A 19,333-nucleotide genomic window follows, 5' to 3' on the forward strand; every position below is an offset into this window, starting at 1 on the left:
ATTACGAAAACGTTATGAATCAAGGACGAAATTATGTACATCTTTGAAATAATAAAACCCGGTACATGGTTAGACTATGAAGATCGTGATTGGTTGTGGGAAATCGAAGGTATTTTACGTAGTTTGGAAAGTCAGTTTTATGAGGCTAACCTTGCGCTAAACATGTTTCTTCACTCCATACAGAGAGATCGTAATTCTCATTCACAAGAAAAGTGGGAAGCGGAATCCAACCGCCGCTCTGAGATTCGACGTGAAGTTGAGGCGAAGTATGACAATCCTCACAATCACGAGGACTAAAAGAGACAGGCATGTTTCTGTAAAAGCCTAATTAAGACAGGCATGTTTCAGTTATGAGTTTGTTCGGGAGAAAGTTATTTTTGACCAGTATTACTTCATTAATAGTGTAAACAGGCGTGTTAATTATCAGGGCTTGATTAAGAGTATCTATTAAATACACTAACAAGGCGCTGCTACGGAAAATTTACTCGCTGTCGCTCCCAAATTTTCGCAAAGCGCGGCGTTAGTTTTCTTGGAGGACCTATGGATTACTATGATTTATTCATTCAAGAATTAGTCAAATATTCACCGAAATTCATAGGTTCAGCCTTATTGCTAGGACTTGGATGGGTAATAGGTAAAAGAATCACTCATTACTGGAATTACCGAAAATCCAAACAAGAGCTAGATTTAGAGGCATCTAAGAACTTCCAGTCACTTTATGGCGAGTTTTTTGAAATTTGGAAACTATGGAATTATTACAGTCGTGATGTTGGTAAGGAAAATACTAAATAAGACAGGCATCTTTCTTTTCTAGAAAAACAAGACAGGCTCATTTGTGCACTTCTCTAGGCACATTAAGTCGCCATGCCCACCTGTCTGAGTCTTTTATAGAAATAGACTAATAAGACAATCATCCTTTTTAGTATGTTTCCGAACCTAAGCAGGACATTATGTTCCTGCCCTCGGCTAAACAAGACAGGCATCTTTGTGTAGCGTTAAATACACCGGACTAAACAAGACAGGCATGGTTCTGCATTGGACTAAACAAGACAGTCATCTTTTTACAACGGCATACATGTGAGACTAAAAGAGACAGGCATGTTTCTGTATAAAGTTATTAATTTTTTGCTTCTTATGCGTTGGAGAACTTATAAATAAAATGACAAATGGTTTTCAGGTAGTTGTGATTGACCGAGTATAGCTACGACCAAAATAAAGCCGTCTTCTATTGTAAAGTAAGCCGTGTGTTTGCCTACAGGAAAGTAAAACCCGTTTGGGTAAATTTCATCACAACTTCGACCTACGGCAGGGTTATCCGCAAGCATCTGAAATCCACTTAGTAATGTATCTTTGTTGTTGCGCCACTGCACTTCAGAGAAATTGCTAACGGAATAGCTTTTGATTTTTCGCAAATGAGCCTGAGCTAGTTTACTTATTTTGTATTTATTCTTCTGCATAACTGTTTATAAGGCGTTCAGAAAATCTTCGCCATCAACGGCATTACCTTGTGCTAGGCCTTGTTTGGCTGCTTCGAAGCAATGTTTGAGGTAGTCAGCTTTCATTGCTTCTAGCTCTTCATAATCTCTAATAGACATTACAACTACGGCATCTTTGTTGTTTTTGCTAATCTTGACTGGCTCGCGCTGGGCACTAAGAAGTAACTCACCAAAATTACGTTTGGCGTCATTTGCCGTTAATGTGTGCATGATTAATCTCCAAATCCGAAGTAAGACTGAGATTATAGTTAATCGTACGAAATGGTCAATTTAATCAAATCGTGCGATTTGTGCGAAAGGTAAACTTACTGATAAAAAAGACAGGCATCTTTCTGTATGTAAGTTTCGCTCGCTATTTAACTGCAAAGCTAACCAAGTAATCGCATCGCACTTTGTCGGCCTTGAACCCGTTGCTGATGTTGATTCTGCGCGTATTGCTCTAAATGAGTCACCTTGCCAGCGGCGTGCTTAAAGCAGGTTTCAAACTGCGTCGTTAAAGTTATCCAATGTTCGTGTTCAATATTGAGACGGTCTAAAATAGGGGCTAGGTTATGCTGAACCTTGCCGCGTTTATTTGGATGAAAATATCGGCTGGTTATATCTACAAGCTGTAAGTAGTCTGGAAGAGAAAAAGGTAAACCGTGCGGCATCTCTTGCCTTGGATTGCCTGCAAAAGGCATAAGTCTTTTCGGTGTTTTGCCTACCTTGGCTGCGTTAATTCGGTATTTAATACTGGTATGGTCCGATGTTTCAGGATTTTTGGCCATCTTTGCTCGTACTGGGTTTAAATCAACATAAGCCATACAGGCGGCAAGGGCCGACTCATCCAATAGCGCTTGTGATTTAAACCGTCCTTCCCAAAAATGCCCTGTGCAGTTGTCTTCTTTATTCGCGGCCCTGGCAATGTATTCATTCAGTGCACGCATAAGCCAGCTGATATCAAATAGCCTTTTACGCCATACTTCAGCCGTCAACTCCACTGTTTTAATTTGGGTTTCACGTAATTCTTTACGTGAATCTGCTGACATGTAGCGCTGCGAGAGTAATGTGCCTTTGTACAGTCTGTGCCAACGTTGAATCACGTCCTCTGTACTTAGTGCGTCTGCTTTCTCTTTGTTTACGTGTAATACTAGGTGCGTATGATTACTCATTACCGCATAAGCACATACATCAATGGCGAACACTTCACTTAGAACATGAATACGGTCTTCTACCCATTGGCGACGATGTTCAAAGCTTCTACCGTTTTCCTCACCACATAAATAGGCACGACGAACACAGCGGGAAATACAGTGATAATAGGGCGTGTCCGATAAACTAATTTGTGACTTTCGGGCTTTAGGCATTGCATCTGTCTTACTCTGATTAACTTGTTCAGCAGTTTGAATAGGGATTTAGATTAAGGAAAGTGTACGAGGGGACAGTTTGACTGTTTTCAAATTATGCCTGTCTTGATTAACTAACTGTTGAAAAATCGTTAGAGACACCATGTTACAAATTGGTTAAAGCTCTAAGCTTAGAATTTGATTAAACTAGATTTAACATGACAGGCATATTTGTGTCTTTCCTTTTATTGATATTTTAACAAGATGCGCTTTAAGGCCTGGGTTAAATGACGAAGAACCGAAGAACAACAATCATCAGGCTTTTTCTGCTAGTCAGTACTATTATTTCTCTGTTTTTCGTTCCTTGGATATTGGTTAAAGCTTGGATTTTACCTTTACCTCAAACGGTGCAAGAGCAAGTCGATGAAGCTATTAGTCATGGCTTCGACGGTATGATTGTTTATGTGGACCAGGCGGGAAAACCCCCAGCTTTTTACACTGCAGGCTGGAAAAACAGAGATAGCAAAATACCAGCTGAACCCGACTCCTTATTTAAAATTGCCAGTATAAGTAAGTTGTATACTGCTGTGGCTATCACCAAAATGGCGAAAGAACAGCTTCTATCTCTAGACGATTCGCTCATCCGTTATTTACCCGAGCTTGAGGGCAGAATTGAGAACTCAGAAAACATAACGCTAAAAATGATGGTGCAACATAAGTCAGGAATTCCTAACTTTACTGATAATGCTGCCTACTGGGAAAACGAACCGGAAAACGGCAAACGAGCACTCGACTTTGCGCTAGACCTTCCCGCCAGTTTTGAGCCGGGTGAGGGTTATGAGTATTCCAATACCAACTACCTGTTACTTCGCACTATCATGAATAAGGTGTTGGGGTACAGTCACCATGAGTATATTAAGCAAAATATTTTGCTCCCGCTTCAATTGAATAATACCTATTTTTCATTGAGCGAGGTCAATATGGACGACGTGATGAGCGGCTATTACGTTGGTTTCGAGGAAGATGTTAAGGCGCGAGACTACGGTATGCTAGCAACGGCAGAGGATGTAGGAAAGTTCTTACGAGCGCTAAATAATGGCTCTATTTTCAATGCAGGCGAAGCGAAAATTTACCCTTATGTTTTCGAGCATGGAGGATTAGTTATTGGCTATCAGAGCCTTGCAGAATATGACAGAGATCTCGATGCCGTAGTCGTTCAATTTATCAATACTACTGACTTTAACGGTTATGAATGGAACTTGTCTGAAATCACAATAAACCGAATTTTCAAAATACTTCGAAAAGCAGAAAATAAATAGAAGGTGAGCTTGATAAGGTGTCGCTATAATTTGGGGGCGTTTCAGGCTAGATTGCAGATTAAACAAGACAGTCTTTTTTGTTTATCGAGATATACATTTTGTGCGTGTCCAATTTCTATGTTCTTGAGGTTTTAAAAAAGTGAATAATCCAGACGAAGTTTTTCATCATCTCAAAGATATACTGACTCCATATTCCAATGGCATGGTCGTGGTCACTGATAATCCTGATGATTTTTATTTGAACACGCATCACGTTATGAAAAACAAGACGCCAATGTATTTTGGCTCAGTCAAAATCAATAAGAATTATGTCAGCTTTCATCTGATGCCCGTTTATGTATTTCCAGAATTATTAGAAAGTATATCGCCAGAGCTTCAAAAACGAATGCAAGGCAAATCGTGCTTTAATTTCAAAGCAACAGATGCCAAACTCTTTGAAGAGCTCAAGGAATTGACTCGGGCAGGGTATGGAAAGTACCAAAAAGCAGGTTACTTGTAGTATCGGCCGGCGCTTAACGCGTGAGCCACTAAATGCCGCAACATCACTGCCATTCAGCTTAGCGTTTGGCATTTAAAAAGGAGAGTTTAAATGAAAGCTATTTATCGAATTCTTATTGCGTTAGTTCTTCTAGCAGCAGCTATTGCATCATACAGCAAAGGAATTCAGTCAGGTGTGTTTTTATTCATTATATTGGGCCTTGTTCTTGAGGGCGCCTTTTGGTTTGGCTTGTTTCCAATCAAAAGGCGAAAAGAGACTTAACCTATTGGCGCTCAATATTGGCAAGGTTTAGTTTCTGTAGTAACCCAAGTTTGTATGTTGTTTTTTTCGCCACATAACATGTGATTTCAGCAGGGCGGAAACAGTTGTTCCTTCGCGTTATAGCCGCGCACGTGTACCTCAAAACGTGCGTTATGGAGCAAGAATGCGTAATTTTTTGAAGCGCCATAATAAGAAAATAAATATGGGCACATAGCAGCTAGGTATGTATCACTTTATTTCGCATTCGGGTCAGTCATTACTTAGTCTGTTTTTTAGTTGTTATACGTTAGGAGTTTAAATGGAACTTAATCAGGTAACATTGCCAGTAAAAGATATGGATATTGCCGCTAACTTTTATCTAAAGCTCGGCTTTACTCAAATTGTCGATACTCCTCATTACGCAAGGTTTTCTTGCCCAGACGGGAACTCTACTTTCTCCTTATCACTCGAATCTGGTGAGTTTGAAAATAATTCTGTGATTTACTTCGAGCATGAAAAGCTTGATGAACTGTGTGCTGAGTTAACGAAGAAAGGTGTTCAGTTCGAACAGCAACCGACAGAGCAACGTTACTTATGGAAAGAAGCAATACTAAAAGATCCATCCGGTAACAAAATCAAACTTTACTGGGCGGGTGAGAACCGCTTAAATCCTCCTTGGAAAGTAGAAAAGCGTATATAGCATACTGCTGTATTGGCATGCGTTTTCGCAAAGGACATACACGTGAACCTAACGGATAAGTCCTCCGTGTTACTGCGCTTTTAACGAGAAGAAAAATTCAGGATGAATATGCAAATTTCATTGGAAGAAATAAACAAGAATAATTATGAGGCTGTCTGCGATTTAGAGGTGACTGAAGCCCAGGAAGATTTCGTGGCGTGCAACATGTGGTCTTTAGTTGAGTCGTTTTATAACGAAGATCACACTTGTCGGGCTATATATCTCGGTGATGAGCCCGTTGGCTTTCTTATGTGGGTTAGAGAATCGGTTTCAAAAGTCTCTATTTGGCGTTTTATGGTCGATAAAAAGTATCAGAACCAAGGAATAGGTAGGTCAGCTTTAACGCTGGCAATAAGGTCAATAAAACAAACTCCTGGCGTTAAAGAAATCGAAATCTGCTACAACCCTAAAAATCCTGTCGCCAAGAATTTTTATTCAAGTTTCGGTTTTAATGAAGTCGGCTTAGACGAAGATGGTGAAGATATGCTTTCGCTTATTAGGCTATAGTGTTTACCAGTCTAGAAATGTTCATCTAGGCCTCTCTGATACTGAGACATATACACACCGTTACGTCGTTGCCGAGTGTAGCTCGTGTATCACTGAGACTTTGCGGCATTGCGCTCCCTTGTGTTAAAAAATAAAGAATAAGGCAGTATGAAATTTTCACTATTTGATGAATCAAAATCTCTAGAGGTTATCGAACTTTTCAGGAAAGTATTCTCTGAATCTGAGGGGCAAGCAGAAGGTCAAGTTATTGCAGATTTTGTCACCAACCTTATTGCTACTACTGCACCAGAAGATTTAAAAGGGTGCACTGCAGAAATAAACCAGACTGTTGTCGGATGTATATTTTTCAGTCGTCTAACGGTGCCAAGCGGGCAGATCGCTTTCATTTTGTCGCCGGTCGCCATCTCATCAGATATGCAAAGGACTGGTATAGGCCAGAAGCTAATCACTTATGGCCTAGATCATTTAAGGTCCTTAAACGTAAATTTGGCTTTTACCTATGGCGACCCAAGTTATTATTCTAAAACTGGTTTCGAGCAAATTAGTGAACATATTGTGAAAGCGCCTTGCCCATTGAGTCAGCCTATTGGTTGGCTTGCCCAATCGCTAGATGGGCAGGTAATTGAGCCTATGGCCGGCCCTACTAAATGTGTCGAAGCATTAAATGACCCCGCTCTTTGGTAACATTAAATATGAAAAGCAAACTCTCACTTGCGCAATATGTAAAGAAACGAAATGGCGTACCATTGGGCGCGAGTGATTCCATGAAAAACATGCTTTCACGCTCTTTTGGAGCCTCTTCTTTTCCGGTTTTTTGGCACTATTGGAATCCTATCTGGGGTTACTATTTATCACGCAATGTTATGCGCCCAGTTGCGAATTTCTTACCCATTTCTTTAGCTACTTTTATTACATTTCTAGTTAGCGGCGCTCTTCACGATATCGCCGTATCAATCATTAAGTGGAAAACCATTTTTTTCTTTACGCCATGGTTTGGGTTAATGGGTTTGATGGTTATCGGTTCAAAAGGGGCAGGGATATCATACGGTCACGTTAGTTGGCCTGTTCGCGCACTAATCAATGCATCGTTTATTTTTATTTCGCTAGGTATAACGTACTTTTTGGAAACCTTGTATGCTTGATAACATATGACTAATCAGACATGGAAAGTGATATGTGGTTTAAAGACGTAGAATTAGAATCTGAAAATATAACGCTTACTCCCTTAACCATGGAACATGCAGACGCTTTAGTGAACGCAGCGACGGACGGCGAATTATGGAAGTTATGGTTCACATCAGTACCAAACGCTGAAACTATCAGTGACTATATTGCGACAGCACTAGAGCAGAAAGGCAAAGGGATATCTTTACCCTTTGTAGTGACAGACAAAGCGAGTGGGCAAGTTATCGGCTCAACGCGCTTTTGCAATGCTGACCCTGTAAATCAGAGGGTGGAAATTGGCTACACGTGGTACAGCAAGACATATCAAAAGACGTCATGTAACACGGAATGTAAGTTACTTTTGCTCACTCACGCCTTTGAAACGCTCGAAGCAATTGCTGTAGAATTTAGAACAAACTGGCACAACCAAGCTTCACGTACCGCTATTGCTCGATTAGGAGCAAAGCAAGACGGTGTGCTTAGGAACCATCAGAAAATGGCTAATGGCGGCTATAGGGATACGGTTGTGTTTTCCATTATTAATACAGAATGGCTCGCTGTTAAAGAGAACTTAACTTTTAAACTCTCAATAAATAGCTAATAAGCACGTTATTTTTAATAGATGACAAGCGTAGCGTGGAAGATATAAAAAGGAACTTACATGCCAATCAAAAAATGGATTTTTCAATACAGCATTGCTCTGCCCGTGTTATTTGCCTTGTTTTCTAGCGTTCAATATATTAAAGGTCAAACCGTTTCTTACTCTGTAACATTTGGACTAACTTGGGCCTTTATTTCCATAGCCATATTTGCCACTCGTCGTGCATACAATTTTAAAAAGAACATCGACTGCCAGTTGTGTAAAGACTTAGACCAAAGAGACGCGCAGCAAAAATAGGGCTTTTTGTTGCGAAACGGGGAGCCACGGGTTAAGCATTAAAAAAGTGTATGCTTCCCGTCGAATTTTTGCTCTGCAAGTTTAAAAGGATTTAGGTTTACGTATGAACAGAAGAATCGCTTTGTTAGCGTTTAATACTCTAGGTGGTGCCATACTTTCATTAACTGCTTTCGTAGCTGGGAGCGGGTCCACGTCATCTCTTAATTTATTATATTGGGGCATACTGCCCGGTTTGCCATTTATAGTACTTGCTGTTTTAGGGGCCTTTAACAAAAAGCTGAGTCAGCGAAGCCTTCTCCTTATGACTTTAGCTGCATTGCTAGTGACATCTGCTAGTTATGGGCAGGTTTTTATGTCTGCTGGTGGTAGCACGAATATTGGTGGCGGTCTTATGATATTGTACAGCCCAATCGCTTATATAACTGCTATGTTAATTGGATGGGCAATCGGCGAACTTTTCAGTTTTAATCATGGAAAATAGTGAACCGCTCGTTCATTTGGAATTAATGTGGTAAGTACCTTTTAAGGAAAAGCAATGGAGCCCATCAACAAGTTCTGCCCTAGATCTGGCAAACCAGTAAAACCAGATTCGCTGACCGAATATCGTGGCTATACGGTAGGCTTTTGTAATCCTGGATGTAGCAGCGATTTTGCTAAAAACAGCCAAGCAAGCCCGAATGATACTCAGTACTTTGATGTGCTAATAAAAGAAAACTTTGGGAAGTGAAATGTCAGGATTTTTTTAACGCGTACTACCAGACGTGAATGTAAATGATAACTCCTAAACCAGCGTAGATTAGAGTATCTAGAGTAAGCAAACGCATCATTTGAAAAGCTCATCAATGCGAGATTAGCTCAAAAAAGGAAGTCGTAAGATTTCCAATTAATAAGGAAATAAGTGAGTAAAAAATGAAAATATTCATATTAGCCTTTGTGTGTTTTTTTATAAGCAGTGCGTTTGCTCAAAGTATTTTAAATGAAAGTGCATTTACTCAAAGGTATGCGAACGCAGCTATCACCAAAACTGAGGTTGTAAGCGCCGATATAAAAGGTCGTCTAGAGATTGAGATGACTTATAGTGATGGAGGAACGTCAACCGCTTATCTCGATAACGCTTACATGAATTATCTTTCAGAGCCAGCAGAGCTCGACGTAATTATTGAGTTGTATATTAGTGCGTTAACGAAGAACAGTAGCGACGCTAAGGCCAACATGGAGAAAGCTCATATCGTCCCCGTTATTAAAGATACAGGTTATATTAACCATATAACGGAATTAATGAGCAAAAATAATGAGGGTGAATTTCCTTTCTTTTATGAAAAGTTAAATGACGTTCTTTATATTCTTTACGCCATTGATACGCCTTCTTCTATTAAGTTCATGCCAAAAGAAGACATTACTAAGTTAGGAGTAGAACAAAAAGAACTCAGAGACCTTTCAATGTCTAATTTGATGAATGCTATTGAGTCACTACAAATTAAAGGTGACCCTTCGACCATCTCGATGGTTGTGGCCGATGGCACTTACGAAGCGTCTTTTTTAATTTATGACGCGCTATGGTCAAAAGAAAACTTTCCTGTAAAAGGCGATATAGTAGTTTATGTGCCCTCAAGAGACGTTGTAATTGTAACGGGCTCAGAGGATGCGGAAAGTTTAGAGACGGTGAGAGAGATCGTGCATAACCCAGAAAATCATTGGCCTCATCCCGTGTCTAATATTGGGTTTATTCGCAAAGAAGATAAATGGGTTAAGTTTTACGAGTAGCAGGCTATACGCGCAAGAATAATCAGCGTTTCTTGACGCCTTTTGCTGACGAATTAAGGAAAACACCGTGGCTAAAATTTTAATATTTGGTAATTCCGGTTCTGGAAAATCTACGTTGGCGAAGCGATTGTGTGATACACACGGTTTAGCGCATTTAGATCTCGATACGCTTGCGTGGCTGCCTACCAGCCCGCCTAGAAGAAAGCCGATTAAAGAGTCGGAACAAGAGATACAGGCGTTTATCGGTTCTAATAAAACTTGGGTTATTGAAGGCTGCTACACAGACTTACTGCAACTTGTAGAAGCGCAGTCTACTGAGATTATATTTATGAATTTACCCGTAGAGTTGTGTATAGCTAACGCGAAATCAAGACCTTGGGAACCCCACAAGTACAAGACCAAACAAGCCCAAGATGATAATTTACCTATGTTGATAGATTGGATAGGGCAATATACGGAAAGAGACGATACGTTTTCTTATACTGCACACCAGCAGTTTTATGAAAACTATAGCGGTGGTAAAAAAATGATAACGCAAAATATCCCTCACCAATTCAATTAAAACTTATCGGGCTTAGAAATAGGGCTTCGCTTAATTATTGTGGGCACCATACAATCAAGGAGGACATCAGTTTGGATAGCTTTATATCTTTTACAGGGATAGCAGCGTCAATTTGGATAGTTTTAGGCATTTACATTGCCTCTCGGTTTTATCCGAATTATAGCCATACAAAGCAATTTTGTAGTGAACTTGGTGCGTTTGGTAGCCCGACAAAGAAGCTCTCGCCCGCAATAAATAATTATCCGTTGGGCTTATTGTTTGCTCTGTTTGGGTATTACCTTATCAACTCATATTCAGGTCATTTGCCAACTATGGTTATCGGTGCAATGGTAGTAATACATGGCATCTGTACTTGGGTATGTGGCTACTTTCCAATGGATGCGGACCCATACACAACAACGCCTTCGAAAAGTTGCAAAATCCATACTTGGTCAGGGCTAATAATGTTAGTTTCGTTTATCGTAGCGCCGCTGATTGTTACCTTCTCTAGTTACTATTCTTGGCCTCTGAGGCTTCTGTCTGTATTGAGCGTTGTAGGCTGTGTTTATTTTTCTTATAAACTAGCCAAATCCCTTGAACAAAAAACTGTACCAGGGCTTTATCAACGTCTAAGTTACGGATGCCAAATTCTTTGGTTGCTTATCTTTTCTGTTTTCATCGTTATAAAGTGAAAGCACAGTGAGCATACGTTTTAAAAGCTTCACTCCCTATTCCAGCACACAATGCGATAGCTATTTCATACACTACAACAAGTAAGGGCATTCATCCGCAAACCAAAGAGCTAGTTGAACTCCATTATCAAACACTAGAAGTGTTAGAAATTGAAGACGGTAAGGTAGCGGTAATTAGAAAATATGAGGAGTAGTGGTAAGACGTTAAGCTTAATGTTACTTTTTTATTTCAACGAGATTTTGGCTTAATAATCATTCAATAAGAGGCTCCGCTTCGCGCGAATCTATCGATGTTTAGGCCATCCAACATAGTGCTTTACATGGAAAATTATGTTTAAAAAAATATTAAAGGGATTTGGAATTGCAGTACTCACCCTTGTTCTTCTATTTGTTCTAGTTGCTGTGTGGTCAGGCTATAAATCCTCTCAGTATGAAGAAACTGCTATTCCCTATATGGACACTGCGATAGCAGATATTTCTATGTGGGAACTAGAGACGTTTAAAAAATACCTTACTGCGTCTGAACTTGAAAATATCAATGAGAGTGATTTAGAAAAACTCATAAGGGCTTTGTCAAAAATGGGTAAGTTAGTTGAAATTGGTGAGTATCAATTTAACACGGTGACATCTCGAGCACTCGCAGGAGGAGGCTCTGGTACTTTTGTGACTTATACAGTCCCTGCAACTTACGAAAATGGAAACGCCACCCTAATTATTACGCTAAAGGAAGAAGCTGATAGCTTTTCTGTTTATCATTTTAAATTAAATTCGTTAGCTCTGTTTGATTGACCACACCCTTGAAAGGATATCTATGAAAAGTTGGACTTCTCTTCTCTTAATTTGCTTTCTAGTTGCTGGTTGTGCTTCTACAAGTAAGAAATCAGCGGGTCTTGGTAAAGGCTTATTAATTATGTCTACAGATACCAGCTATATCGTTGCTGGTACACAGATTGATAAAGATAACGGCGAGGCGTTTATGTCGGCCCTTGATAATACCGGGCATAAAAAGCTAATAGTAATTGAAAAAGATATAGAGCATCTTTTAACGCTGCGAGAACAGTTCAAAACAAAGGGGTATTCACTTTTCTACATAGACAGCGAACGCCGAGTTAAAGCCGTTTCTTTATAGGCTAAATTTATAATACGGATATCACGTAGCAGTTATGAGCACACTTCTCACCCCCGTTTTCCTTCATATCGTTTGGTGTGCCTTGCTTTATGCTTTGTTAACCGTAGCTCGCGCACCCGTTGTATGGGGAGTAGGTCGAAGCAAAAACGGCTCAAACCCTTTTCACTCTATTCAGCCTAAAATCAGCGCAAACTTAAGCAACCAATTTGAATGGCCAATGTTCTTTCATATCGCTTGCGTATTGCTAATCGCAATGGATGAGCCAATAGCCGGTGTGCAAATCTATCTGGCTTGGACATTTGTGATTGGCAGAGTGCTGCACAGCATTGTTCAGATATTTACAGACAATATCAGATTGCGCGGTGTGGTATTTACTATCAATTTTATTGCGGTTTTGGCAATGTGGACTTTGATTTTTATTCGTAATTTTAGCTGGTAGTTCAAGGTCAAAGGAACCTGATTATCGAGCAAAGGACGTTATCAGCGCCATAGTTAAAAGGCGACCGCTAATAAAAAATAATAGTAAAAGGTATTAAAGTTATGGAAGACGTATTGGAGCCGCTGGGCCGTTTTATACTTCGAATAATAAAGTGGATACTAGTAGAATTTATCGTCGAGTTGGTTTTAAAAGGTATAGGCCATGTGGTGCTTAAACTCCTAACCTTCGGCAAATATCCAAGAGCGGGAAAAGATGAAGGAAATACTTTCGCGGTTGGTTTTATTACCGTAGTCGCTGTCTTCGTCGGTATAGTAATGATTGCTTGATTTTTAAAAAGGATATCTTAATGAACATGGATAAGTGGGTAAAAATACGAGAGAAAGGCAAACAGCGCTTCGTTATAGTTAACGGTGTTTTAGGGTGGGGCGTCACAACGGCTATCCTCTGGTCCGTGTTAATGGAGCTTATCGAGCCATCAGAGAATATTTGGGTACGGCCAATCATTGCATTAATCATCTTTCCCATTGCAGGCGTCGTTTTTGGCCACTTAATGTGGGACAAGTCTGAAAAAGCATACGAGAAAGAGACTGGAAAAGCCCTGTAACTTTTCTTGGCTGGCTTTTTTGACATAACCGCGTAAAGTAAAAGTTCTAAGTATTACGAGCTATTTCAGGGAAGTACATGGAAGTATCGAAAGCAAGTATTCAAAAAGCTGTGGCCAACAACATTATCTCTGAACAGCAGGGCGTAGACCTTTATAATTTTTTTCAGGCAGAAAGCCAGCATACTCCTGCATTCACCTTAACCCATATTCTTTATTATTTAGGTGGTCTAATCGCGATAGGCGCTATGACCTTATTTATGAATTTGGGGTGGGAGCAGTTTGGCGGCTTAGGAATCCTCTTTATATCGCTGCTTTATGCCGGTGTAGGCCTCAAGCTTGCGAATTCTTTGGCACATAAGAATCTAACCATTCCTGCAGGTATTTGCGCTACCTTTGTGGTGTGTTTAACGCCGCTTGCTATATACGGCTTCCAGCAGTGGCTTGGCCTCTGGCCCGATAACGATACGGTCTACCGTCAGTTCCATACGCGTATTAAATGGCTGTGGTTGTACATGGAACTAGGTACATTGGTAACTGGCTTAATCATAGCATGGCGTTATAAGTTCCCGTTTTTAATCATGCCAATTGCTGTAACGCTTTGGTACATCAGCATGGATGTCGTGATGCTTATCATTGACCAAGACGATATATGGAATTCTCATACGTGGGAATTTCGCGCAAAAGTATCTATGTACTTCGGCATACTCATGACCCTATTGGCTTTTTGGGTCGATATACGTTCAAGGCACACTGCTGATTACGCATTTTGGTTGTATTTATTTGGCGTTATTGCGTTTTGGGGCGGGCTTTCAAGCCAGAACTCAGACAGTGAACTTTCTAAGTTTTTTTATTTTTGTATAAACCTCGCCATGGTGGGGCTAGGTGCATTGCTGGTTCGAAAAGTCTTTGTAATATTCGGTGCGTTAGGATCTTGCTTTTATCTTGGGCACTTAGCATCCAACGTGTTTAAGGACAGTTGGCTTTTTCCCATTGCGTTAACGGCAATTGGTTTGGGTGTAGTGTATGCAGGCATATTGTGGCAAAAGAATGAAGTTAAAATTACGCGCAAAGCACGTCATGTTTTACCAAAGCCGCTTCAGGAACTGCTAGATAAAAAACTTGGGTAACGAAGGACGCTCAGTAAATGCGCGAAAAGACAATCGGTAAAATACATTTTTATAACAGCCATTAAAGTGGCGAAAACTGAAGGTAGTAAATAGATATGTCAGAGAAACAAGTAGCGTTTAAAGACCCTAGTCGCCTTATTGTGTGGATTAAATACTTACTTGTTTTGCAAGTTGTTCTGGCATTCGTCGCTATCGGCTCAAATCTAATGGAATATCAGCTTCTAACCGACTTTCAAAATGGTGTCTACTTTAGCCAAGAAATGGCGGTAGCCGATGCGGAAGCCAATGACAAAAGACAGCAGGCCATTGCATTTCTGTATCTTGGAGTGTTTATCGTATCCGGTGCTTTAATTCTCAAGTGGATTTATCAATCAAATCAAAATGCGCGTCATTTTGGTGCGAAAGATATGTCGTTTTCGCCAGGCTGGTCGATAGGTTTTTATTTCATTCCAATAGTATCGCTATGGAAACCCTATCAAGCGATGAAAGAAATCTGGCAGGCTAGTCAAAACCCAGCTGATTGGTCGGTTGTAAAAGTGAGTTCAATTCTAGGTATTTGGTGGTTTTTCTGGATTGCGAATAGCATGGTGGGGCAGGCGGTGTTTCGAATGTCCAGAAGAGCAGAAGAAATCCCAGAAATTATGAATGTAAATTTGGTCTCACAGGCTTCAGAAATCATTTCTATTCCTCTAGCGCTAATTACATGGTTACTGATTAAAAACGTTTCTAGAGCCCAGCTCGCGTTGCACAGGAATGGTGATAGTCGGTCAGAAGCTGATGAGATATCAGAGCTAGAGCCAGCAAATTGAAGTTAGTTAGCTTATCACTTAGTTAGTCTTATAAAGAACGTAATACCCGCTAGAAACGAGTATTGATTAAAAGTGCTTTAAAATACTCTTTATTGATTAAAATAAAACGTTCTGGCTTACTAACGCATTATTTTTCCGATGAGTTTTCAACTATGCGATTTAAAAACAGAACACTAGCCTTCGTCGCTATTTCTCTCTGCTGCGCGTTTAGCCTAAATGTTAGCGCAAATGAGCCCTTTGAATTGATGGGTGTGACTACGCAAACCGGAGAGAAAGCATCTTATCTTGCGAAAGAAAGAAGTATAACCTTGCCGGTAACGGTGATTAACGGAAAAAATGACGGCCCTGTCTTACTGCTTACCGCCGGGATCCATGGCGATGAGTTTCCATCTATGTATGCGCTACAACAACTCCAGCAAAGCATCGATCCAAAGGAAATGAGTGGTGTGCTGGTTGTGTTGCATTTGGCAAACTTAGACGGGTTTCATGGAAATAGAATTGCGTTAAATCCTAAAGATGAAAAAAACCTGAATAGAGAATTCCCAGGCAGTGCACAAGGCACACCGACAGAGCAAATAGCTGAATTGTTGACTAGGGAATTTATCAGCAAAACCGACTTTTTAGTTGATATGCATTCAGGGAGCGCAAATCAAACATTGCTTAATCACGTTTATTCCCCTTTTGTGGGCGATGAAGAACTCGATGCGTTAACTTTTGAATTTGCAAAAGCAACGGGTATGCAGCATATCGTTATGTATGGCGACAGACCTAGAGATCCAAACAACTCGATTTCTTATCCAAATACGGCGATGACCAGAGGTAAGCCAGGCCTTACAACGGAGATAGGTCATTTGGCGCAGTCAGATGAGGCGTCTATTGCTGAAGCACTGAAAGTTGCTACAAATACAATGTACTTCTTGAACATGTTGCCAGGTAAGCCCGTTGAACACCCTGAGCCTGTTATTTACGAAACAATTAAATATCCATCAAGCACAACCACTGGCTTTTTCAGACCGTCCAAGGCAACAGGAGACAAGGTTAAGAAAGGGCAAGAGGTGGGAAAGGTAGTCGATTACTTTGGTAATCACGTCGAAACTATTCAAGCACCTGTTGATGGTACCGTGATGATGGTCAATCAAATGCCTGCAATTAAGAACGGGCAATCCGTAATGGCTATAGGTGTTGAGCAGTCTGAATAACCGAGTTGATGATTAAAACAGGCGTTATGATCTATTTCGCCCACTTAAACCAATAAATGTTAAAGTTATTTCACAAAATTGTGATTAAGGAATGATATGGACTTTCTTTTTAACGTATTAATTTGGGTAGGCGTGGTTATTTTCGCCATTTTTTTTATTGGTTTTATGGCAGCAGCTAAATTAAATAAACGCCAAGACGCTAATAGTGCACGAACCTCTAGTGAAGATGTACGTGAAGGCGAAAGGCCCAGCGAATAAAATAAATAAGGGTTTTTGCTTTATCTACGCTTAACGTAAATAAAAAATAATTATTTTCACCCCTTTCTTTGAGTTCCCCCGTTTAGTGAAAAAAGGGGGAACATTATGCAAACTACCATACTACCAAGCGCTAATTCACAGCACCTATCACAACATGGTGTTCTACCGTTTGAGAAAGCGCCTCTACTGAAACGCACTGTTAGTACCGCTGTAATCGCAGTTGCGGGTGGAACCGTCACCGCAGGGCTTTTTGTCTTGATGGCAGAACTTATTAAGCAAGATGAGGTAAACACAAGCGAAGCGCCACCTGTGCTTTTTGAACCCATCATTTTCCAGCCTGAAGATGAGCGCACTATTACTAAAAAGCCCATTGCGCCCATTGAGCAAGTAATTAAAACGCCACCACAAAAAGTTGTCGAACTCGATCCTGAGCCCAACGATGGCCCTGGCAATTTTGATATAAAATCACACATTCCTAATACAGAATTAGACCTATCGATAAATTTGAATAGTGCTCAAGGTGATATGCAGGCTACACCTCAATTTAGAGTAGATCCTACTTATCCACCAGAAGCTAGTCGTGATGGTGTTGAGGGCTGGGTCAAGCTTGGGTTTACGGTGACTGCTAGTGGCGCTGTATCTGATATTGAGGTACTAGATTCACAGCCCAAGCGGGTGTTTGATAGAGCCGCACGCAGAGCCCTTAAAAAATGGAAGTACAAGCCCAAGCTGAATGGCGGTAAGCCTGTTAGTCAGCCAGGTATGGTTGTAGTATTAGATTTCAAACTAGAACAATAAGGATTGCCTATGAGTATAGGCGCAAGCTTACAAAACCTGTTTCAAGGTAAGCGCGAAAAAGCGTTGGGTGTGAGTGAAAGGCTGATGCTGCAGTACAGCGCAAAGGGTGATGAAGCATCCTTAGCCGCACTTTTTGATTTACACAACAACAAGCTATTCTATTTTCTAAAGGTGTTGAGCGATAGCACAGTAGCTGAAGATATTTGTCAGCGCACTTGGATAAAAGTTATCGAAAATAGTCATTTGTTTAAGAGCGGCGACAACTTTCAAGCATGGCTTTTCACCATTGGTAGGCGAACGCTTATAGATGAGTTAAGAAAAAGCGCCAAGCTTGAATATAACAACGACGCGGTTGAATTGTTCTCGTCAGGTGAATTGACAAAGCATGCCCAGTCTACGATAGAAGAAGATGTGGCAAAAGGGTTAGAAAAAGACGTGTTCAAGGCTTGTATTCAGCAATTGCCTTACAAGCAAAAAGAAGCGCTTTCGCTACAGCTTGAAGGGTTTGGACTTAGGGAAATAGCCGCCATTTGTAGCGCTGAAAAAGAAACGGTCAAAACACGAATACGATATGCAAAAGACAGTCTTAAAACTATGCTGGAGAAATTGTAATCATGTCTATTTCAGATAAAGAGCTACAAGATGCATTTAGACGCAGCCAGCAAATACAGAAGCAAAATGGTACATCATCCGACAAGGTAAACGCCCGTATACGCGCCAATGTGCTTGCACATAACAAGGCTAAAGGACGTGAAAATGAAAAAGAACGTATGTTTGAGCTCGTGGGCTCGCATGTTCGCGCCTATTTTGCTTCTTCAACCCTGCGATTTACCGCGGTGGCATTTGCTATTGTAGCTATGCTAGGAGTATATAATGTTGGAACATTCCAAAGCCGTTTTTTGCCAAGTAGGCAAACCGCTGCACATACTGTAGACATTGTTCACTACCACGGTTTTGAAGGTGAAGATAAATTACTCGCTAATAAAACGAGTAACGACTATCAAGCGCGTTTCAACGCCTACACGCGCCAATATGTTGAAAGTAACTTAGTCGCTAAAGCGGTAACTCTGCAGCCAGCTACTTTGCAGTCGCAAGATGGGGACTGGCTTCTAGTGAATTGTAATAAACAGCAGGTTGTGGTTTCTGAAAACCTAATTACATCGTTGAATATAAACGGTCGCATACAGGGAGATATTAGTGTTGGTGCTAACGTGGCGCTGGCCCTAGATGCACAGGGAAGAATACTTTCGATTAAGCAATCAAATAAGCCGCTGATATGCTGATAAGAATAGAGCAGGGTATATAAATTCGTAAACGAGGCAAGGGCAGTAATGTTTCGCTCAAGCCTCGCCTACGAACAGTGTTTCGCAGTAAGCTTATTTGTCTAGATCGTGTGCCCGGAAAGCGTTGGGAAGTAATTCACCAATAGTGGTTTCAAATGTTTCTCCACTTTGACTTACCATGGTAACGGGGGTTTCATCAGGCGCGAACTCAGCAATTTTCTGCCTACATCCGCCGCAGGGGAAACAGAATTCGTCGTTGGGGCTGGCAATAACAATATGTGAGATGCGCTTTTGGCCTTGTGTCACCATATTGCCGATGGCGGTTGCTTCTGCACATTGTCCTAACGGGAATGCAGCACTTTCTACATTACAACCAGAGAAAGTGTCGCCTGTCGGAGTGAGCACTGCAGCACCAACTTTGAAATTGGAATAAGGTGAATGAGAGTTTTTCTGTGCGTCAAAAGCAAGTTGTGATAGTTCTTCTAAATTATTTTTCTTCATAG

32 protein-coding genes are annotated in these 19,333 nt (G+C 40.7%); 28 read left to right on the forward strand and 4 right to left on the reverse strand.

The window, feature by feature from the left end; genetic code table 11:
• The first annotated feature begins 33 nt into the window (after positions 1 to 33).
• Together C6Y39_RS10515 and C6Y39_RS10520 are read left to right on the forward strand one after the other, a co-directional pair.
• On the forward strand, positions 34 to 297 hold the full coding sequence (locus C6Y39_RS10515; protein WP_205664188.1) for a hypothetical protein: 264 nt from the start codon (positions 34 to 36) through the stop codon (positions 295 to 297).
• Between the two features lie 243 nt (positions 298 to 540).
• Positions 541 to 792 (forward strand): mechanosensitive ion channel family protein, encoded by a 252-nt coding sequence (locus C6Y39_RS10520; RefSeq protein WP_105931200.1) that lies wholly within the window; start codon positions 541 to 543, stop codon positions 790 to 792.
• A 356-nt stretch (positions 793 to 1,148) separates the two neighbouring features.
• On the opposite strand, the gene C6Y39_RS10525 is transcribed toward C6Y39_RS10520, so the two are convergent.
• From C6Y39_RS10525 to C6Y39_RS10535, 3 genes are all read right to left on the reverse strand, one after another.
• Positions 1,149 to 1,457 carry a type II toxin-antitoxin system RelE/ParE family toxin gene (locus C6Y39_RS10525; RefSeq protein WP_105931201.1) on the reverse strand — a complete coding sequence of 103 codons (309 nt, stop codon included), beginning with the start codon at positions 1,455 to 1,457 and terminating at the stop codon, positions 1,149 to 1,151.
• 6 nt (positions 1,458 to 1,463) lie between these two features.
• Positions 1,464 to 1,706, reverse strand: coding sequence for a type II toxin-antitoxin system Phd/YefM family antitoxin (locus C6Y39_RS10530; protein ID WP_105931202.1), 243 nt, complete (start codon positions 1,704 to 1,706; stop codon positions 1,464 to 1,466).
• A 158-nt stretch (positions 1,707 to 1,864) separates the two neighbouring features.
• Positions 1,865 to 2,842, reverse strand: a complete 978-nt coding sequence (locus tag C6Y39_RS10535) for a transposase (protein WP_105931203.1) — start codon at positions 2,840 to 2,842, stop codon at positions 1,865 to 1,867.
• A 266-nt stretch (positions 2,843 to 3,108) separates the two neighbouring features.
• Between C6Y39_RS10535 and C6Y39_RS10540 the strand changes: the two genes are divergently transcribed.
• The 26 genes from C6Y39_RS10540 (at position 3,109) to C6Y39_RS10655 (ending at position 18,830) form a co-directional block, all read left to right on the forward strand.
• Positions 3,109 to 4,140, forward strand: coding sequence for a serine hydrolase domain-containing protein (locus C6Y39_RS10540; protein ID WP_105931204.1), 1,032 nt, complete (start codon positions 3,109 to 3,111; stop codon positions 4,138 to 4,140).
• 139 nt (positions 4,141 to 4,279) lie between these two features.
• A complete protein-coding gene (locus C6Y39_RS10545) occupies positions 4,280 to 4,639 on the forward strand; it encodes a hypothetical protein (protein ID WP_105931205.1) in 360 nt (119 codons plus the stop codon).
• Between the two features lie 90 nt (positions 4,640 to 4,729).
• Positions 4,730 to 4,900: a hypothetical protein gene (locus tag C6Y39_RS18755; RefSeq protein WP_167390646.1), complete on the forward strand. Its 171-nt coding sequence runs from the start codon at positions 4,730 to 4,732 to the stop codon at positions 4,898 to 4,900.
• A 298-nt stretch (positions 4,901 to 5,198) separates the two neighbouring features.
• Positions 5,199 to 5,579 (forward strand): VOC family protein, encoded by a 381-nt coding sequence (locus C6Y39_RS10550; protein ID WP_105931206.1) that lies wholly within the window; start codon positions 5,199 to 5,201, stop codon positions 5,577 to 5,579.
• 108 nt (positions 5,580 to 5,687) lie between these two features.
• Positions 5,688 to 6,125 carry a GNAT family N-acetyltransferase gene (locus tag C6Y39_RS10555; protein ID WP_105931468.1) on the forward strand — a complete coding sequence of 146 codons (438 nt, stop codon included), beginning with the start codon at positions 5,688 to 5,690 and terminating at the stop codon, positions 6,123 to 6,125.
• 147 nt (positions 6,126 to 6,272) lie between these two features.
• Positions 6,273 to 6,809 carry a GNAT family N-acetyltransferase gene (locus tag C6Y39_RS10560; RefSeq protein WP_105931207.1) on the forward strand — a complete coding sequence of 179 codons (537 nt, stop codon included), beginning with the start codon at positions 6,273 to 6,275 and terminating at the stop codon, positions 6,807 to 6,809.
• 8 nt (positions 6,810 to 6,817) lie between these two features.
• Positions 6,818 to 7,267 carry an MBOAT family O-acyltransferase gene (locus C6Y39_RS10565; protein ID WP_105931208.1) on the forward strand — a complete coding sequence of 150 codons (450 nt, stop codon included), beginning with the start codon at positions 6,818 to 6,820 and terminating at the stop codon, positions 7,265 to 7,267.
• A 32-nt stretch (positions 7,268 to 7,299) separates the two neighbouring features.
• Positions 7,300 to 7,890 (forward strand): GNAT family N-acetyltransferase, encoded by a 591-nt coding sequence (locus tag C6Y39_RS10570; RefSeq protein ID WP_105931469.1) that lies wholly within the window; start codon positions 7,300 to 7,302, stop codon positions 7,888 to 7,890.
• 60 nt (positions 7,891 to 7,950) lie between these two features.
• Positions 7,951 to 8,187 carry a hypothetical protein gene (locus C6Y39_RS10575; RefSeq protein ID WP_105931209.1) on the forward strand — a complete coding sequence of 79 codons (237 nt, stop codon included), beginning with the start codon at positions 7,951 to 7,953 and terminating at the stop codon, positions 8,185 to 8,187.
• A gap of 103 nt (positions 8,188 to 8,290) precedes the next feature.
• A complete protein-coding gene (locus C6Y39_RS10580; RefSeq protein WP_105931210.1) occupies positions 8,291 to 8,668 on the forward strand; it encodes a hypothetical protein in 378 nt (125 codons plus the stop codon).
• A gap of 54 nt (positions 8,669 to 8,722) precedes the next feature.
• Positions 8,723 to 8,914: a YHS domain-containing protein gene (locus C6Y39_RS10585; protein ID WP_105931211.1), complete on the forward strand. Its 192-nt coding sequence runs from the start codon at positions 8,723 to 8,725 to the stop codon at positions 8,912 to 8,914.
• 182 nt (positions 8,915 to 9,096) lie between these two features.
• Positions 9,097 to 9,951: a DUF1444 family protein gene (locus tag C6Y39_RS10590; protein WP_105931212.1), complete on the forward strand. Its 855-nt coding sequence runs from the start codon at positions 9,097 to 9,099 to the stop codon at positions 9,949 to 9,951.
• Between the two features lie 67 nt (positions 9,952 to 10,018).
• Positions 10,019 to 10,513, forward strand: coding sequence for a P-loop NTPase family protein (locus tag C6Y39_RS10595; protein WP_105931213.1), 495 nt, complete (start codon positions 10,019 to 10,021; stop codon positions 10,511 to 10,513).
• A gap of 71 nt (positions 10,514 to 10,584) precedes the next feature.
• Positions 10,585 to 11,184, forward strand: a complete 600-nt coding sequence (locus C6Y39_RS10600) for a DUF998 domain-containing protein (protein WP_105931214.1) — start codon at positions 10,585 to 10,587, stop codon at positions 11,182 to 11,184.
• A gap of 330 nt (positions 11,185 to 11,514) precedes the next feature.
• Positions 11,515 to 11,973: a hypothetical protein gene (locus C6Y39_RS10605; RefSeq protein WP_105931215.1), complete on the forward strand. Its 459-nt coding sequence runs from the start codon at positions 11,515 to 11,517 to the stop codon at positions 11,971 to 11,973.
• Between the two features lie 22 nt (positions 11,974 to 11,995).
• Positions 11,996 to 12,313 carry a hypothetical protein gene (locus tag C6Y39_RS10610; protein ID WP_105931216.1) on the forward strand — a complete coding sequence of 106 codons (318 nt, stop codon included), beginning with the start codon at positions 11,996 to 11,998 and terminating at the stop codon, positions 12,311 to 12,313.
• Positions 12,314 to 12,347: 34 nt separating this feature from the next.
• A complete protein-coding gene (locus C6Y39_RS10615; protein WP_105931217.1) occupies positions 12,348 to 12,752 on the forward strand; it encodes an MAPEG family protein in 405 nt (134 codons plus the stop codon).
• Between the two features lie 101 nt (positions 12,753 to 12,853).
• The gene (locus tag C6Y39_RS10620; protein ID WP_105931218.1) at positions 12,854 to 13,078 is read left to right on the forward strand and encodes a hypothetical protein; all 225 of its coding nucleotides are present in this window, start codon (positions 12,854 to 12,856) and stop codon (positions 13,076 to 13,078) included.
• Positions 13,079 to 13,098: 20 nt separating this feature from the next.
• Complete coding sequence (locus C6Y39_RS10625; protein ID WP_105931219.1) at positions 13,099 to 13,356, forward strand: type III secretion system chaperone family protein; 258 nt, start codon at positions 13,099 to 13,101, stop codon at positions 13,354 to 13,356.
• Between the two features lie 77 nt (positions 13,357 to 13,433).
• A complete protein-coding gene (locus tag C6Y39_RS10630; RefSeq protein ID WP_105931220.1) occupies positions 13,434 to 14,483 on the forward strand; it encodes a DUF2157 domain-containing protein in 1,050 nt (349 codons plus the stop codon).
• 95 nt (positions 14,484 to 14,578) lie between these two features.
• A complete protein-coding gene (locus C6Y39_RS10635) occupies positions 14,579 to 15,292 on the forward strand; it encodes a DUF4328 domain-containing protein (protein ID WP_240618865.1) in 714 nt (237 codons plus the stop codon).
• A gap of 152 nt (positions 15,293 to 15,444) precedes the next feature.
• Entirely contained in the window at positions 15,445 to 16,491 is a 1,047-nt protein-coding gene (locus C6Y39_RS10640; protein WP_240618866.1) for a succinylglutamate desuccinylase/aspartoacylase family protein, read from the forward strand.
• Between the two features lie 96 nt (positions 16,492 to 16,587).
• A complete protein-coding gene (locus tag C6Y39_RS18760) occupies positions 16,588 to 16,749 on the forward strand; it encodes a hypothetical protein (protein WP_167390647.1) in 162 nt (53 codons plus the stop codon).
• A 105-nt stretch (positions 16,750 to 16,854) separates the two neighbouring features.
• A complete protein-coding gene (locus C6Y39_RS10645; RefSeq protein WP_105931222.1) occupies positions 16,855 to 17,547 on the forward strand; it encodes an energy transducer TonB in 693 nt (230 codons plus the stop codon).
• A 9-nt stretch (positions 17,548 to 17,556) separates the two neighbouring features.
• Complete coding sequence (locus C6Y39_RS10650; protein WP_105931223.1) at positions 17,557 to 18,159, forward strand: RNA polymerase sigma factor; 603 nt, start codon at positions 17,557 to 17,559, stop codon at positions 18,157 to 18,159.
• Between the two features lie 2 nt (positions 18,160 to 18,161).
• The gene (locus C6Y39_RS10655) at positions 18,162 to 18,830 is read left to right on the forward strand and encodes a hypothetical protein (protein WP_105931224.1); all 669 of its coding nucleotides are present in this window, start codon (positions 18,162 to 18,164) and stop codon (positions 18,828 to 18,830) included.
• 93 nt (positions 18,831 to 18,923) lie between these two features.
• Here the strand turns inward: C6Y39_RS10655 and cdd are convergent, their stop codons facing one another.
• Positions 18,924 to 19,331 (reverse strand): cytidine deaminase, encoded by a 408-nt coding sequence (cdd, locus tag C6Y39_RS10660; RefSeq protein ID WP_338065010.1) that lies wholly within the window; start codon positions 19,329 to 19,331, stop codon positions 18,924 to 18,926.
• Between the last annotated feature and the right edge of the window lie 2 nt (positions 19,332 to 19,333).

The sequence above is a fragment of the Alteromonas gracilis genome (assembly GCF_002993325.1).
Classification (GTDB): Bacteria; Pseudomonadota; Gammaproteobacteria; order Enterobacterales; family Alteromonadaceae; genus Alteromonas; species Alteromonas gracilis.